Raw genomic sequence first — 15,500 nt, forward strand, 5'->3', positions numbered from 1 at the left:
CGACACGGACGGGGACCTCGGCTCCGCACTCTCGGACCTCGCCAGTTCCGGCATCGTCAGCTGGCTCATCCTCGGCCTGATCGCGGGCACCGTCGCGAAGGTCATCCTCCCGGGGCGCGATCCCGGCGGCATCGTCGGCACCGCGCTGATAGGCGTGGCGGGCGCGTTCATCGGGGGCTGGCTCTCGGCGACGTTCCTGGACCGCCCCGTCAGCCACAACTTCGTCGACCCCGCCCTGTGGGTGGCGGCCGTCGCGGGCTCGCTGGTGCTGCTGGTCGCCTACCGGCTGCTGTTCGGCCACTCCCGCGAACGTCACCACCGCTGACGCGCCCTCAGCTCCTCAGCTCCTCAGTGCGCGCGGCCCCTTGTCCGGGCTACGCACGTGCTCGGGCTACGCGAGTACGCACGTGCTCGGGCTACGCGAGATCGAGGACGGCCTTGCCGTGCAGCCGGCGGCCGAGCAGGGCCTGTACCGCCTCGGCATGCCGGGTCCAGGAGCCGCGCCAGCTGATGCCCGGATCGAGGCGGCCCGCGGCGGTCTCTCCGGCCAGCCAGGTCAGATCGGCGGAGAAGTCGGCGGCGGGGTCGCCGAGGAGGAAGAAGGTGCGGATCGACCGGTCGTGCCGCCCCCCGTCGCCCAGCAGGGCATCCGGCGGCAGCACCACGTCGGCCTCGGAGGAGCGGCCCACGCTGTAGAGGACGCCGCCCGCCGACAGGGCGGCGAAAGCGTCGACGAGGTACTGTCCGCCGACGTTGTCGAGAACGGCGGACACGGGCTGCCGCACGGCGGCAGGCTCCGGGTGCACCTCGTCGGCGCCCAGGGCCCGCAGTCCGTCCGCCTGGGCGGGGTTCCGGCTGATGGCGACGACGTGCGCGCCCGAGCGGGCGGCCAACTGGACGGCGTAGCGGCCGACTCCGCCGGAGGCACCGGTGACCATCACGCGGCGGCCGAGCAGCGATCCCATCCGGCGCAGCACGTGCAGGGCGCTCAGTCCGGCGACGGGGACAGTGCTCAGTGCGCCGGGGTCGGCGTCCTGCGGCGCGGTGCCGAGCAGCGCCGCGGGTACGGCGCGCAGCTCGGCCCAGCCGCTCTCGCCGAGGGTGACGACCCGCTCCCCCTCGGCCGGGCCCGAGCCGTCGGCAGCCGCCTGGACGACCACGCCCGCCGCGTCCCAGCCGGGCACGGTGCCGCCCGGCGTCTGCGGACGGACCGCCTCATGGACCTCGCCGAAGTTCAGCGACACCGCCTCGACCCGCACCAGCGCCTCGTGGGCGGCGGGCCGCGGTGCGGGGACGTCAGCCAGGGACAGATGTCCGGGCGAGGCGTGGTCGACGACGAGTGCGCGCACGGGAAGACCTCTTTCACGAAGCATGAAGTGCCACAGAGTGGCGTTTGCTCCAGTAGAGCATATGCGCAGTCTCGGCGCGCTTGCTAAAGTGCCGACGGTGACCCCCTCCGAACAGCCCGTCGGCCTGCGTGAACGGAAGAAGCTCCGCACTCGCCAGGCACTGGCCGACACCGCCGTCACACTCTTCGGTGAACGCGGATTCGACGACACTCCACTGGACGTGCTGCTGGAGCGGGTGGAGGTGTCCCGGCGAACGTTCTTCCGCAACTTCCGCTCCAAGGAGGACGTGGCGCTCACCGCCGTCAAGCAACTCTGGGACGTCTATCTGGACGTCCTGGACGGCACCGAGAAGTCGGGGCCGCTGGCCGATGTCTTCCTCGACGCCATGCTGACCACCCTGGAACGCATGGACGAGGACTGGTACCGGCGCTTCCCCCTCACGCTGCGGCTGATCGCCGAGTCGCCCGCACTCGACGGGCACTCGCTGCGGCACTGCGCCGAAGTCCAGGCCGAGATCACCCGCAGGCTCGGCGAGCAGGGCGGGCCCGACAGACAGGGCGGGCCCGATGGGCAGCACAGCCCCGACGGACAGGGCGGCCTCGAACTGCGGCTCCTCATCGAGTTCTTCGTGGCGTCCTGGCGCTGCACCCTGGACGAGTGGCTGCCCGACTGCGCACCGGGCGAACTGCCCGCGCTCCTGCGCCGGACGTGCTCGTCCATGAGCGCCGCCCTCGATCTGTCCCTCCCGGCCCGAGCCGCACCGCACCGCACCGCTTCGCCCGCGCGCACCGGAACCGGCCCGGACCGTATCGAGCGGTAAGAGACAGGCTCAGCGCACGCAGCCCGCCCGTTCCATCGCCGGCTCCGCCATGGAACGGGCCACCCGCACGGGGTCGTCCACCACCGCGAGCCCGTGCAGCACCATGGCGCCCTCGTGCAGCAGCGCCAGTTCGTCCGCGAGCAGCCCTGGATCGCGGGCGCCCGCTTCTTCGGCGAGCCCCCGCAGCAGGCCGCGCAGCCAGCGCTTCTGCTCCGCGATCACCTTGCGCCCCGGATGGCCGGGGTCAGGCAGCTCGGCCGCCGCGTTGACGAAGCCGCAGCCGCGCGGATTGCGCTCGCTCATCCACTCGGCCAACGCGTCGAAGGTGGCCAGCGTGCGCGCGTACGCGTCCGGACCGCTCCGGGCCACCCGCTCCGTGAGCCACTCGCGCCACCGCTCGTCGCGTGCCCGCAGATACGCCGCGACCAGCGCGTCCTTCGAGCCGAAGCGGTCGTAGAGGGTCTTCTTGGTGACCCCCGCCTCCTTCGCGATCAGGTCGACGCCGACGGCCGTGATGCCCCGCCCGTAGAACAGCTCCTCGGCCGCGTCGAGGATCTTCCGCGCGCCCGGCGTCAGGGCCCTGACCACCGGCACCTCCGCCGCTTCCACTGCTTCCGCCGTTCCCGCCGCTTCCGGCGCCTTCGCGTCCGTCATTCCGGCACCGCCGCCTCTCCTCGTCCGCGCATCACGCTTGCGGTAAACCGATCTGTCTAGTTCACTCTACAACTCCGAGAGGTAGACAGATCGGTTTACCTCAGTAGCCCCTACGCAGCTCGCCCTGCGGTGAGGAGTCCTCCCGATGCCCGGCCCCCTCCCCCACGGCCCCGCGGACCGCGCCCCGGCCGCCGCCGTCGTCCCTGCCGGTACCTTCGTCGCGGCCGGTCTCGTCGTCATGTGGAGTTCCGGCTTCATAGGCGCCGGGCTCGGCACCCGCCACGCGGGCGCCGACACCCTCCTGATGTGGCGCTTCCTCGTCGCGACGGCGCTGCTCGGCGGCCTCTGGCTGCTGCTGCGGCGACGCCGTCTCCCGGCGCGCGCCGTGGCGGAGCAGTCCGTGATCGGGCTGCTCTCCCAGGGCGTCTATCTCGGCTCGACGGTCTGGGCCGTCGGCCTCGGCGTCCCGCCGGGGACCTCCGCGCTGATCGCGGCGCTCCAGCCCCTGGCGGCTGGCGCGCTCTCGGGAAGGCTGGTCGGCGAGACGGTGTCGCGGCGCCAGTGGGCGGGGCTCGCCATCGGCCTGGCGGGCGTTGCCATGGTCGTACGGGACGACCTCTCGGCCTCCGCCGCGGTGCAGGGCTGGGCCTACGCGCTGCCCTTCGCCGGGATGGCCGGGCTCCTCGCGGCCAGCTTCCTGGAGCGGCGCGCGCGGAGCCCGCTCCCCGCGACCGACGCGCTGCCGCTGCACTGCCTGGTGAGCGCGCTGGTCTTCACGGGCGTGGCACTGGCCGCCGGGCCGGGGCACGCGGCCCCTCCGGCGACGCCGGGCTTCTGGCTCGCGGTGGCCTGGGTGGTGCTGCTCTCCACCGTCGGCGGCTACGGCTTCTACTGGCTCAGCCTCCGCCGCGACGGCGTCACCCGCACCAGCGCCCTCATCTACCTCACCCCTCCCACCACCGCCGTGTGGGCGTACGCGATGTTCGGCGAGGCGCCGGGGCCGCTGGCGCTGGCCGGGATGGCGGTCTCGCTGGCGGGCGTGGTCGTGGCCGTACGGCGGAGTCCCGCGACGCGGACGGGGCAACCGGGGCGGCCGGGGCGCCGGGGAAGTGCGGGGCAGGCGGAACCGGCAGGTCGGCCGGTACGGACGGGGGAGGCAAAGGAACCGCAAAGGAGCCCCGCTCGTTACGAACGACATGACCGCGATGACTCCTGGCTCGAACCTTCCCCTGACCGCGACCCGCGTTGCGGTTGACGTCACCTCACCCACCCGGCTCGATGTCTCGGGCCTGCTGCTCGGCAGCGAAGGGAAGGTGCGCTCCGATGCCGACTTCGTGTTCTACAACCAGCCGAGCGGCCAGGGAGTGACCCACAGCAGCGGCGCGGCCGACACCATCACGGTGGACACGGCCGCCGTGCCCGCCGATGTGGAGAAGGTCGTCGTCACCGCGAGCCTGGACGCCTCCGGTGGCACCTTCGCCGGCACCGAGCCCACCGCCACCGTCCGCGACGCCGCCTCGGGCGCCGTCCTCGCCACCTTCACCCCGCCCCAGCTCGGCGCCGAGACCGCGCTGGTCGTGGTGGAGGTCTATCGCAGGGGCGGCGCGTGGAAGGTCCGAGCGGTGGGCCAGGGTTACGCCAACGGGCTGGGCGGCATCGCGGCGGACTTCGGCGTCGACGTCGAGGAACCCGCCGCAGCGCCGACACCGGCCCCCGCCCCGCAGGCGCCGCAGGCTCCCCCGGCCCCGCCCGCGCCTCCGGCTCCGCAGGCCGCACCCGCACCGCCCGCTCCCCCGGCTCCGGCTCCGGCGCCCGGCGCGGGGAAGATCAACCTCGACAAGGGCAAGGTCAGCCTCCAGAAGCACCAGACCGTCTCGCTGGTCAAGGGCGGCAAGCCGATGCTCACCTCCGTCAGGATGGGCCTCGGCTGGGAGCCCGTCTTCCGCGCGGGCCGCCGTGCCAAGGAGATCGATCTCGACGCCTCCGTCATCGCGTACGACGCCAACCGCAAGAAGGTCGATGCCTGCTATTTCGGCAAGCTCGCGATCCTGAACGGCGTGATCCAGCACTCCGGTGACAACCTCACGGGCGAGGGCGCCGGGGACGATGAGGTCATCACCGTCCACCTGGGCGACATCCCCTCGCAGGTCACCGGGCTGGTCTTCACGGTCAACTCCTTCTCGGGCCAGAAGTTCACCGAGGTCGCCAAGGCGTACTGCCGCCTGCTGGACGGCGGTTCGGGCCAGGAGCTGGTCCGCTTCGATCTGACGAACGCCGAGCCGCGCACGGGCGTCCTGATGTGCAAGCTGATCCGCCAGTTCTCGGGCGAGTGGGAGATGACGGCGCTCGGCGACTACGTCGACTCGCGCACCGTCCGCGGCATGGTGAAGCCGGCGGGCGCCGCCCTCTGACGCAGAGCCCTCTGACGCGGCTCGCGCGACGGAACAGCGCGGCAGGACATCGCAACAGGGCATGAAGAAGGGCCCCGCCGACGGGGGAACGGCGGGGCCCTTCACTCATAGTGTGGCAGACGAAGGGCGGTTGTGGTGAGCCCTCGCGAAAAAATACTGGCAGTCCGGATTACCACGCGGTCACCACCCCGCCCTCCGCACCGGCCCCCGCCCCACCTCACGGCCCCGCGCGGCGGATTCGCGGCCTGCGACGGGGCCGGAGGACTACGGCGCCGGGCTACGGCTCCGTCCCGATCGTGCCGTAGGTCGGCCGCCCCTGCGGCTCGTACGTGTGCACCGCGACCCCCGCGCTCGTCGTCCTGGAGCCGGTCAGCTTCAGCGCCGTCGGCAGCGTGCCGTCCGCGAACAGCCGCCTGCCCCGGCCGAGGACGACGGGATAGACGAGCAGCCGGTACTCGTCGATGAGGTCGTGCGCCATGAGGGACTGCGCGAGCACACAGCTCCCGTGGATCTGGATCTCCCCGCCGGGCCCGCTCCCCTCCGCCTTCAGCTCCGCGACCGCCTTGGGGACGTCGCCGGAGAGCAGCGTCGAGCCGTGCCAGTCGACCGAGGGCAGGGTCCTGGAGGCCACGTACTTGGGCAGTGAGTTGAGGCGGCTCGCGACGGGGTCGTCCTCGTCGGTGACGTGCGGCCAGTGCGCTGCGAAGATCTCGTACGTCCTGCGGCCCAGCAGGAAGCCGTCGGCCGCCTCGAACCAGCCGCTGATGACGCGGCCCATGTCCTCGTCGGCGTAGGGGACCAGCCACCCGCCGAGGTCGAACCCCCCGCTGGGGTCCTCGCCCGGGCCACCGGGTCCCTGTGTGACGCCGTCCAGCGTCAGGAAGGTGGTCAGCGTGATCTTCGTCATGGCCGGTCCCTCTCTCGGGAGTCCGTGGCCCGTGCCGTGCCGTGCCGTTCCGGTCCGCTCGGCTCCGTCGACGTGATGGCCGAGCGGAGCAGCGCGGCGCGGCACGGGCCACGCGTGATTCCTTCAAGAGGGTGACCCGCCGGGCGCTCGGAACTCATCGCCCGGCGCCGAACTCGTCGCGGACCAGCGGATTCACGCCATCCGGCTCCCGGAGCCCGCCGGGCCCCGGGGCGGGAACGGCCGTCAGCAGACACTGTCCGTCGGCTTGGGGTTGCCCAGGCCGAACAGGGGGCGCAGCCGCAGGCCCGCCCAGGTGCCGACGAGGGCCACCGCGCCCCAGATCCAGCCGTGCAGACTGCCGGAGGCGATGCCCGCGAGGTAGGCGCCGATGTTGCAGCCCCCGGCCATGCGGGCGCCGATCCCCATCAGGACGCCGCCGAGGACCGCGGCGACCGCCGTGCGCAACGGCATACCGCGGTGCAGCTTCCACACGCCGCCCGCCGCAGCGGCCACGGCGGCGCCGACCATGATGCCGATGTCGGTGAGGCTGGTCTTGTCCGCCAGCACGGGCCCGGAGAGCTGCGCCGCGTTCTTCGGCTCCTGCCAGAACGCCCACGCCTCGGGCGAACCGCCCAGCGCGCCCACGAGCTTGGAGCCCCACAGCGCGAAGGCGCTGGTGACGCCCCAGGCCCCGCCCGAGACCAGCAGCACGGCCGCGCCGAGCACGGCCAGCACCAGCGCGCCGACGGCCAGCGGCCAGGAGCCGCGCAGGACGCGGGCCAGCGCGCCCCGAGCGGAGGGCGGCGTGCCGACGGGCGGCGGGGTGCGCCGCGCCTGTATGCGGCGGGCGACCAGCCAGACGAGCGCGAGCAGCGCCACCGTCAGCACCCAGGACCCGAACCAGCCGACGTGGTCGGCGAAGACGACCGGGTCCATCGCGGGCAGGTCGCGCCACAGCCCGTACTGCCAGGCCGCCAGCGTCGAGCCCGCGATGAAGCCGCCGAGGGTCAGCACGATCGTGCTCTGGCCCGAGCCGACGGCGAAGAGCGTGCCGGAGGCGCAGGCGCCGCCGAGCTGCATGCCGACGGCGAAGAGGAAGGCCCCCACCAGGAGCCCGATGCCGAGGGTTCCCGCGCTGGGCGCGGGCACGGAGCCGAAGAGTCCGCTGCCCGTGCCGATGATCAGCGCGAAGAGGGTGGCCGTGGTGCCCAGCAGCAGGGTGTGGGCGCGCAGTCCGGTGCCGTTGCCGACCGCGATGAGCTGCCGCCAGGCGGAGGTGAAGCCGAAGCGGGAGTGGAAGAGGGCGACGCCGAGACCGATGCCGAGCAGGAGCAGCACACCGGGCTTGGCGCCGTGCGCCGACCACACGTACGCGGTCAGCGCGACCCCGAGCACCCCGGCGACGGCGAGCGGCAGACGGCGCACGCTCGGCGCCGGTGCCGCCTCGGGCGCGGGCACGTGGGTGGGCGAGGGGGTGAGCAGAGCGGTGCGGGGCGGCGCCCCGGCGGGGGGAGCGGTGGTCACGGGCGTCTCCGTGGGGATGGGGCCGGACACAGGTGTGCCGACGGCGCTACGAAGAGGAGGAGAAGGGAGGGAGGGAGGGAGGGGCGGGTGAGCGGGGGCGGCGCGCGGGAGCGCCTGGTCACCGGCCCGTGCGGCCACCCGCCGGGGTGGCCGCGGGGAGATCCGTCAGCGGCGACAGAGCGCGTCGTCGACGCTCCACGCCGTGGCCGCGAAGAGCGCGAGTGCCAGCAGGCGTGCGGGTCCGAACATGAGTGCCACGGTAGACCATCGAGATCCGGCCACCCCGGCCTGTCTCAATTACCGAGACCGAAAATGGACAGCCGCCGGTAGGGTCGGGCCCGCTCCTGTCCCCGTGCGCCCGCTGGAGGTCGGTTCTTCCGTGACCGAGCCCGTGACCACCGCCACCTCTCCCGTCACCTCCCCCGCCTCCCCCACCGCCTCTTCCGCCGTGCGCACCGAGCGCAGCGGCCCGGTCACGACCGTCGTCCTCTCAAGGGCCGAGGCCCGCAACGCCGTGGACGGGCCGACCGCCACCGCGCTCGCCGACGCTTTCCGCGCCTTCGAGACGGACCCGGAGGCGCGCGTGGCCGTGCTGTGGGGCGAGGGCGGCACGTTCTGCGCCGGTGCCGACCTCAAGGCGATCGGTACGGAGCGCGGCAACAGGGTCGAGGCGGAAGGGGACGGTCCGATGGGCCCGACGCGGCTGCGGCTGTCCAAGCCCGTCATCGCCGCCGTCAGCGGGCACGCGGTCGCGGGCGGGCTGGAACTCGCTCTCTGGTGCGATCTGCGCGTCGCGGAGGAGACCGCCGTCTTCGGGGTCTTCTGCCGCCGCTGGGGCGTGCCCCTGATCGACGGCGGTACGGTCCGGCTGCCCCGGCTGATCGGCACGAGCCGTGCCACGGACCTCATCCTCACCGGCCGCCCCGTCCACGCGCACGAGGCGCACGACATCGGTCTCGCCAACCGGCTCGTCCCTGCGGGCCGCGCCCGCGCGGCGGCGGAGGAGCTGGCCGCGGAGCTGGCCCGCTTCCCGCAGACCTGCCTGCGCGGCGACCTCGCCTCCGTCCACGAGCAGGACGGCCTCTCCGAGGAGGCGGCCATGGCGGCCGAGCTGCGCCACGGGCGGGCCGCGCTGGCCGAGGCGGCGGAAGGCGCCGCCCGCTTCGCGGCGGGCGCGGGGCGGCACGGGGACTTCGGCGACCTCGGCGGGTGAGGGGGTGAGGGGGTGAGGGGGGTGCGACGGGGGAGCCGGTGGCCCTCTCAACGCGACGTCGCGCCCGTCGGACCCGTCGCACCCGTCGCACCCGTCGCGCCCATCGCGGTTGCCGCACCCGCCGTGTCCGACGCACCCGTCACGTCCGTCACGCGTACGGCAGCAGTCCCGCGTCCGTCTTCTCCCAGGCCGCGCGCAGCCGGGCGAGGCGTTCGGGCTGCGCCGTCGCCCTGTCGGCCAGCTCTCTGGGGTCGGCGGAGAGGTCGTAGAGGTGGTCGGTGCCGTCCTTGCCCCGGTAGTACTTCCAGTCGCCGCGGCGCAGGGCGCGCTCTCCGCGCACCCGCCAGAACAGGTCGCGCTCCGGCGCCCGTTCGCCGCGCAGCAGATAGCCCGCGAGGCTGTGGCCGTCCAGCGGGTGTCCAGGCGCGGGGCGCGCGCCCGCGAGTTCGAGGAGGGTCGCGGTCCAGTCCGGGGAGTAGTGGGGGACGTGGCTGACCTGGCCGCCGTCGAGCCGCGCGGGCCAGCGGACGATCTCAGGGACCCGGATGCCGCCCTCCTGGAGCGACGCCTTCGCTCCGGACAGCGGCCACTGGTACGACCAGCGCTCGCCGCCGTTGTCGCTGGCGAAGAAGACGAGGGTGTCGCGCTCCTGGCCCGAGGCGCGCAGCGCGGCCAGCACCTCCCCCACCGAGCGGTCGAGGTCCTCGACCATCTCGGCGTACTTCTCCAGCGACCCGCCGTCCTCGTGCCGCAGCGCGCGCGAGTCCCCCGCGGCCACGCGCCGCGCGACCCGTGCCGCGTCCTCCTCGTCGCCCTCCGCTATCCAGGGCCAGTGCGGGGTGGTGAAGTTGAGGTTCAGCAGCCAGGGCTCCTCGCGCCCGCTGCCCTCCTTGCCGCGTACGTGGTCGACGGCGCGCTCGGTGAGGACGCGGGTGTAGTAGCGCAGGTCCTTGTACTCGGCGTCGCCCTCGTACAGGTCGTACTCGCCGCCGAGCCCCAGCTTGGAGTAGTACTCCAGCGCCCCGCCGAAGTTCCCGAAGAAGGAGTTCCAGCCGGACTTGGTGGGGCTGTAGTCGGGGAGGTAGCCGCAGTGCCACTTGCCGATCAGCGCGGTGTCGTAGCCCGCGTCGCGCAGCAGGGAGGCGAGGGTGGGGTGGCCGGGCTCCAGCCCCTCGCTCCGGTCGGCGATGGGCTCGGCGAGGCCACCACGGGTACGGCCCGGATAGCGGCCCGTGTAGAGGGAGAAACGGGTGGGCGAGCAGGTCGCGGAGCCCGCGTACGCCTGGGTGAAGCGGACGCCCCCGCGGGCGAGGGCGTCGAGGTGCGGGGTGCGGATGCGGTCGGAGCCGAACGAGGAGAGGTCGGCCCAGCCGAGGTCGTCGCCGAGGATGAACAGGATGTTGGGGCGCCGGGACCTGCGCCCGGTGTCGGCCCGGAACGGCCGCTCCTCCGGCGCGTGCGGGGCCGCGGTTCCGGTGGCGGGCGTGGCCGGAGCGGCGGAAGCGGCGGATGTGCCCATCGCGGCGGTGGCCGCCGACGTGCCGACGAGCCCGCCGAACGCGCGACGGGACAGGGCTGCGGACATGGTTCTCCCCGGGAGAGGTCGGATGAGGGTGCTGAGGCACGGGGTTGCTCTGCGCGGGCACGGGCACGGACGTACCGCGTCACGTCGCGTTGCGTTACGTTGCGTTGCGTTGCGTTGCGGGAGGTGGGACGACGAGGCGCGCGGCACGGACCAGGCGTACGGGCCCGCGTACGGGCGACACGTGCCGCCCGTCACCCCGTACGCGTCACACGCCGCACGTCACACGGCGGGAGCGGGGCGACACACCGCGCTGGCCACGCGCCGCAGGTCGACATGACGGCGGCGCACGAGGACGCGCGTCCTCCTCCGTACGGGCCGGTCGGCGGTACGGTCAGCAGGCCGACGTCGCACAGCGGGCACAGCGGACACTGCGGGCACAGCGGACACCAACCGTCCGGGCCGCGCAGACCGCGCGTCCCATCGCCCGAGGGGCCCTCTTCCGGGCCGTCGCGTCAGTCTCCGCATGGGCGCCGAGTCTTGTCGGCCCTGGTGACGGCGTCAATGCTCGGAGCCCACGCGTAACACGACCGCCATACGCACCTCTTGACGCGGCAACAACACCAGATCAGAGTGCGCACGGCAGCCGATTGTTTAGCCATACACGAATCCGGAGGCGCCCGTGTGCGATCTGCATGACCATCACGAGCACACTCAGCAGGCCGAAGAGGCCCTGGCCGCGAGTGGGATGAGCCGACGCCAGATCATGCAGTTGCTCGGCGCCGCCGGAGTGACCGCCGCGACCGCGACCGCCGTCGCCGCCGACCCCGTGATGGCCGCGACGGGCACCGCGACCGGCACCGTGGCGGGCGACGGCGGCTACGAGCCCCCGGAGGGCCTCGCCCAGGACTCCGCGGCCAAGCGCTCCGCGCTCGCGTGGATCGAGCGGCACGAGTCCCGCATCACCGGGCTGAACGACGAGATCTGGGAGAACGCGGAGCTGAGCCTGCGCGAGTGGAAGTCCTCGATCGCGGAGGCGGACTTCCTCAGAGAGGCCGGTTTCGAGGTGGAGTTCGGGACGGCCGGCTTCCCGACCGCGTTCACGGCGACCTTCAGCCAGGGCAGCGGCGGCCCGGTGATCGGCTTCAGCGGCGAGTACGACGCGCTGCCCGGCCTCTCCCAGAAGAAGGGCGTCGGCGAGCACGATCCACTCGACTACGTCCACGACCCCTTCTCCCCCGGCTACGGCCCGGGCCACGGCTGCGGCCACTGCGCGCTGGGCACGGCTGCCGCAGCGGCTGCGGCAGCCGTCGCGCGCGCGGCGAAGCAGCACAAGCTCGACGTCACCGTGAAGTTCTTCGGTTCGACGGCCGAGGAACAGCTCATCGGCAAGACGTACGCGGTGAGCGAGGGCGTGTACGACGGCCTCGACGCCTTCCTGGACTGGCACCCCTCCACCGGCAACGCCACCGGCTGGGGCAGCACGAACGCCATGACCGCGATCACCTTCACCTTCCTCGGCGTCGCGGGACACGGCGGCACCCCGCTCGGCAACAAGAGCGCACTGGACGCCACGGTGATGATGGCGACGATGTCGGAGTTCCTGCGCGAGGAGAGCATGGCGCCTTCGGCCCGCCTCCACTGGGCGATCACCAACGGCGGCGACATCCCCAACGTCACCCCCGAGATCTCGGAGATCTCCTACTACGTGCGCGAGGGCAGTCCGGCCCGCGTCCAGTCGCTGCTGGACAAGGTCATCGCCGTCTCCGAGGCCGCCGCCAAGGCCAGCAGGACGTCCGTACGGCACAAGATCACCTCGGCCTGCTGGAACCAGTTGCCCTCGAAGTCCTTCGCCGAGCTGATGCACGACAACATGCGGCAGATCGGCCCGCCGAAGTTCTCCGACGAGGCGCAGAACCTGGCCAAGCAGCTCCAGAAGTCGCTGGGCCTCCCCGAGAAGGGGCTGCACGACAAGATCGCGGATCTGACGCCGCCCAACCCGGTGTTCATGGGCGGGGGTTCGACGGACGTGGCCGACATAAGCTGGCAGGTGCCCACCGTCTCGCTGGGGACGGCGCTGGCGCCGGTCGGCTCGAAGATGCACACCTGGTCGACCGCCTCCTGCGCGGGCTCGGCGCCCGGGCACACGGCGCTGCTGGCCGCGGCCAAGTACCTCGCGGCGACGGCCGTCGATCTGCTGACGCAGCCGAAGCTGCTCAAGGGCCTCAAGGAGGAGTTCGCCGAGCGGACGAAGGACGTCGACTGGAAGACGGCGCTGCCCGAGGGCTACGAGCCGCCGATGTACGAGCCGCCCGCCTGGTTCCTGCGCAAGACGGGGCAGAGCTGGCCGCCGGACAACATCACCTGGCCGCCCGTACGCGTGATCAGCAAGGAGAAGTTCTCCTCGCTGGGTCCGGACCTGGAGCCGCAGACCTGACGTTCACGTTCCGGTGCGGGGGCGTTCCGGTGCCGGACCGGCTGGACTGACCGGACTGACCGGACCGGCTGGACTGGCCGTGGGGGAACGTGGGGTAGACATGCGCACATGATCACTCACCCGTTCCCCCGCAAGCTCGGGGCCGCCCTCGCCGTCGCGGTCGCGGCGGCCTCGCTGACCGCGCTCGGCGCGGGCACGTCCGCCGCCGCCACCCCTCGGACCGCCTCCGCCCCGGCCCCGGCCCCTGGCCCGGCCGCCGCCCCGGCGACCGAGGGCATCCCGGCCATCGCCGGGCTCTCGGCCGAGCGGGTGCGGCTGGCCGACAAGGTCGCGGCGGCGAAGTGGGGCACGGACCAGCCCATCGACGACCCGGCGCGGGAGCGCCAGGTGCTGGCGGACGTGGCGGAGCGGTCCGTCGGGATGGGCATCGATCCGGCGGAGGCCACCGCCGTCTTCCGGGACCAGATCGAGGCCAACAAGCTGGTGCAGCGCGGGCTGTTCGCCCGCTGGGAGGCCCACCCCGAGGAGCGGCCCACCGAGCGGCCCGACCTGGCCAAGGAGGTCCGCCCTGCCCTCGACCGGATCACCACCGGGCTGCTGGAGCGGCTCAAGGAGACCGAGGACGCGCGCCATGCCCCGTCCTGCGCCGCGCGCCTCGTCCACGGCTCCGCGCGTGCAGCGCTCACCCAGCGCCTCGACACGCTGCACGGCGCGGGACTGGCCCGCGCCGTGCCCTCCGTCTGCGTCCGGGGCGGCGTGGCGCGCGGCTGACGCCCCTTGAGGGCTAACGCGTCCACCTCGACCACAACCCCGTCGAGGGACGGCGCAAGGACGTGGGGCCCTTGAGCGCGTCGTCCTCCATGATGGGCAACAGCGTTTCACGCCGCAGCATATTCGGCATGTCGATGCCCCACAGCAGCGTGAAGCAGACTGCGTGGAACGCGACCATGTCCGGTTCCGGCGTGAACCAGTGGGCCCCGGCCGCGAGAGCGAGCCAGGGCAACGCGGCCACCAGGAGGAAGAGGACCATGAGCGGGGACCGGGTGGAGCCACGGGCGAGCAGCCTGCGCGATTCGTCCCGATTCCAGCTTCTCCAGGCGAGCGCGGCCAGAACGTGGACGCAAAGCACCGCGCCCACCACCGGCCAGAACGGAATCAGCCCTTCTGGGGCCGTTGCAAGCGAGAAGAACAGAAGGAGGGCGGTATTGAGGGGCACACGGGCGCGCCACCTCGTACGCAGCCACCGCCGGGCCCAGCCACGCTCGACGGACCGTCCGTTGCCGACGCGGGCCAGTGACAGACGGAGCGGCGTCGCCGAGCTGACGCGGTCGATCAGGGGAAGCAGGACCTGTTCGACATTGTGCTGGTAGGTCGTGTGGTCCCGGAACGGGGACCTGTGGTTCTGCACCTCGACGGAGACGACGTCGGCTCGTCGCGGGTCCAGGCTCCAGGGGCGCAGCGCCGGGTCCAGGAGTCGCCCGCCCGGGACCGGGTCGGCGGAGGCATGGATGTCGGTCCAGGCGAATCTGTCACCTTGGCCGGGCAGTTCCAGGTCCCTGTCGATCCCCCGTTGCAGCCGCCGGTAGTAGCGCAGCGGCAGTAACAGGCCGGCGATGACCAGCGCCAGGACCGAGCCGACGAACACCGCGATGGCGACCGGTCCGCGCCACGGAAGGCCCAGGGCCAGCCCGGCGGCGGGCAGTACCGCCCACAGGGGGCCGATGCTCGACAGCCTGGCCAGGACACCGGCGTCCTGGCCCCGTCGCAGGACCATCAGCTTGTCCAGCCCGGCCCCGAGCGTGACGAAGGACGTCACCTTCCGTGAGGGGACCGGCTCGGCCTTGAGCGCCGCGTGCGCCACGGCCGCACCCTGGGAGTGCGCCACCACGACGATCCGGGAGGCGCGGGCGTCCAGTTGACGCAACTGCTGGGAGACCGTGTCGACCATCAAGCCCCACGCCTTCGGGTCGGCGACGAAGGCGAGGCTGTCACCGACGGTGGCGACCAGCAGATACTGGATCCGCAGGACGAGGCGGCGCAGCAGCGGAACGCCCGCCAGCGGGATCAGCAGCAGGAACACCAGCTGCACGATCAGCGCCACTGCGACCATCACTGCCGGATGGAGGACCCGCCGCCAGAGGAACAGCGGCAGCTGTATGTAGAGGAGCCCGTAGATGCTGTAGAGAAACACGTCGGCGACGTTCTCTCGGGTGGGACGCGGGACGATCAGATATCGCAGCGCGTGGCGGTAGAGCGTCTGCGGACCGGCCAGCAGCAGCCACCGCACCAGTTGTCCGTACGACGGCGCCGCGAAGACCTTCGCCCACCACGCCTCGCTCACCAGCCAGGTCGCCGTGGTTCCTTCCACGTCAGGGCCCGTTCCGGGGCCCGCGCCGCCGTCCGTGTCCCGCCGGAGCGTGACACGGAGGGTGTCCTCTCCCGCGGATCCCGTGGAGCGCTCCTCCGACATTTCGAGGCCCTCGCCGCCCGGGCCCTCGACGAGTCGCCGCGCGCAGTCCAGCAGCGGGCCGGAGAACGAGGTGAGCGTGTCGCCCTGCCCCTGGTCACCGATTCCGTGCACGAAGAGCACCGCGACGTCCGCACGGGATTCCCGCGGATCCGCCGGTTCCCCCATTCCCGTATCTCTCCTCCCCCGGCCCTCC

At 72.9% G+C, this 15,500-nt stretch carries 14 protein-coding genes; 7 read left to right on the forward strand and 7 right to left on the reverse strand.

What is annotated here, in order from left to right; translation table 11 throughout:
• Positions 1 to 52 precede the first annotated feature (52 nt).
• Positions 53 to 325 (forward strand): GlsB/YeaQ/YmgE family stress response membrane protein, encoded by a 273-nt coding sequence (locus ACWGJ2_RS08040; RefSeq protein WP_453345312.1) that lies wholly within the window; start codon positions 53 to 55, stop codon positions 323 to 325.
• A gap of 91 nt (positions 326 to 416) precedes the next feature.
• Here the strand turns inward: ACWGJ2_RS08040 and ACWGJ2_RS08045 are convergent, their stop codons facing one another.
• Positions 417 to 1,349: a zinc-binding dehydrogenase gene (locus ACWGJ2_RS08045; RefSeq protein ID WP_453345145.1), complete on the reverse strand. Its 933-nt coding sequence runs from the start codon at positions 1,347 to 1,349 to the stop codon at positions 417 to 419.
• Positions 1,350 to 1,446: 97 nt separating this feature from the next.
• On the opposite strand from ACWGJ2_RS08045, the gene ACWGJ2_RS08050 reads away from it, so the two are divergent.
• Positions 1,447 to 2,169, forward strand: a complete 723-nt coding sequence (locus tag ACWGJ2_RS08050) for a TetR/AcrR family transcriptional regulator (RefSeq protein ID WP_453345146.1) — start codon at positions 1,447 to 1,449, stop codon at positions 2,167 to 2,169.
• Between the two features lie 9 nt (positions 2,170 to 2,178).
• Here the strand turns inward: ACWGJ2_RS08050 and ACWGJ2_RS08055 are convergent, their stop codons facing one another.
• Complete coding sequence (locus tag ACWGJ2_RS08055) at positions 2,179 to 2,823, reverse strand: TetR/AcrR family transcriptional regulator (protein WP_453345147.1); 645 nt, start codon at positions 2,821 to 2,823, stop codon at positions 2,179 to 2,181.
• A 145-nt stretch (positions 2,824 to 2,968) separates the two neighbouring features.
• On the opposite strand from ACWGJ2_RS08055, the gene ACWGJ2_RS08060 reads away from it, so the two are divergent.
• Both ACWGJ2_RS08060 and ACWGJ2_RS08065 read left to right on the forward strand, forming a co-directional pair.
• Positions 2,969 to 4,078 carry a DMT family transporter gene (locus ACWGJ2_RS08060; protein WP_453345148.1) on the forward strand — a complete coding sequence of 370 codons (1,110 nt, stop codon included), beginning with the start codon at positions 2,969 to 2,971 and terminating at the stop codon, positions 4,076 to 4,078.
• Positions 4,029 to 5,234, forward strand: coding sequence for a TerD family protein (locus ACWGJ2_RS08065; protein ID WP_453345149.1), 1,206 nt, complete (start codon positions 4,029 to 4,031; stop codon positions 5,232 to 5,234). The genes ACWGJ2_RS08060 and ACWGJ2_RS08065 overlap by 50 nt, the downstream gene beginning before the upstream one ends.
• 277 nt (positions 5,235 to 5,511) lie before the next feature.
• Here the strand turns inward: ACWGJ2_RS08065 and ACWGJ2_RS08070 are convergent, their stop codons facing one another.
• Positions 5,512 to 6,141: a dihydrofolate reductase family protein gene (locus ACWGJ2_RS08070; protein ID WP_453345150.1), complete on the reverse strand. Its 630-nt coding sequence runs from the start codon at positions 6,139 to 6,141 to the stop codon at positions 5,512 to 5,514.
• 243 nt (positions 6,142 to 6,384) lie between these two features.
• Positions 6,385 to 7,665 (reverse strand): YeeE/YedE family protein, encoded by a 1,281-nt coding sequence (locus ACWGJ2_RS08075; protein WP_453345151.1) that lies wholly within the window; start codon positions 7,663 to 7,665, stop codon positions 6,385 to 6,387.
• Between the two features lie 391 nt (positions 7,666 to 8,056).
• Here ACWGJ2_RS08075 and ACWGJ2_RS08080 point away from each other — a divergent pair, with 391 nt between their 5' ends.
• Positions 8,057 to 8,878, forward strand: coding sequence for a crotonase/enoyl-CoA hydratase family protein (locus tag ACWGJ2_RS08080; RefSeq protein WP_453345313.1), 822 nt, complete (start codon positions 8,057 to 8,059; stop codon positions 8,876 to 8,878).
• 148 nt (positions 8,879 to 9,026) lie between these two features.
• On the opposite strand, the gene ACWGJ2_RS08085 is transcribed toward ACWGJ2_RS08080, so the two are convergent.
• Both ACWGJ2_RS08085 and ACWGJ2_RS08090 read right to left on the reverse strand, forming a co-directional pair.
• A complete protein-coding gene (locus tag ACWGJ2_RS08085) occupies positions 9,027 to 10,463 on the reverse strand; it encodes a sulfatase family protein (RefSeq protein WP_453345152.1) in 1,437 nt (478 codons plus the stop codon).
• 219 nt (positions 10,464 to 10,682) lie between these two features.
• Positions 10,683 to 10,928, reverse strand: a complete 246-nt coding sequence (locus tag ACWGJ2_RS08090) for a putative leader peptide (RefSeq protein WP_453345153.1) — start codon at positions 10,926 to 10,928, stop codon at positions 10,683 to 10,685.
• A gap of 154 nt (positions 10,929 to 11,082) precedes the next feature.
• On the opposite strand from ACWGJ2_RS08090, the gene ACWGJ2_RS08095 reads away from it, so the two are divergent.
• On the forward strand, positions 11,083 to 12,837 hold the full coding sequence (locus tag ACWGJ2_RS08095; RefSeq protein ID WP_453345154.1) for an amidohydrolase: 1,755 nt from the start codon (positions 11,083 to 11,085) through the stop codon (positions 12,835 to 12,837).
• Positions 12,838 to 12,945: 108 nt separating this feature from the next.
• Positions 12,946 to 13,608: a chorismate mutase gene (locus ACWGJ2_RS08100; protein ID WP_453345155.1), complete on the forward strand. Its 663-nt coding sequence runs from the start codon at positions 12,946 to 12,948 to the stop codon at positions 13,606 to 13,608.
• Positions 13,609 to 13,621: 13 nt separating this feature from the next.
• Here the strand turns inward: ACWGJ2_RS08100 and ACWGJ2_RS08105 are convergent, their stop codons facing one another.
• Complete coding sequence (locus tag ACWGJ2_RS08105) at positions 13,622 to 15,472, reverse strand: hypothetical protein (RefSeq protein WP_453345156.1); 1,851 nt, start codon at positions 15,470 to 15,472, stop codon at positions 13,622 to 13,624.
• Positions 15,473 to 15,500 lie beyond the last annotated feature (28 nt).

The sequence above is a fragment of the Streptomyces sp. NPDC054796 genome, from assembly GCF_053611545.1.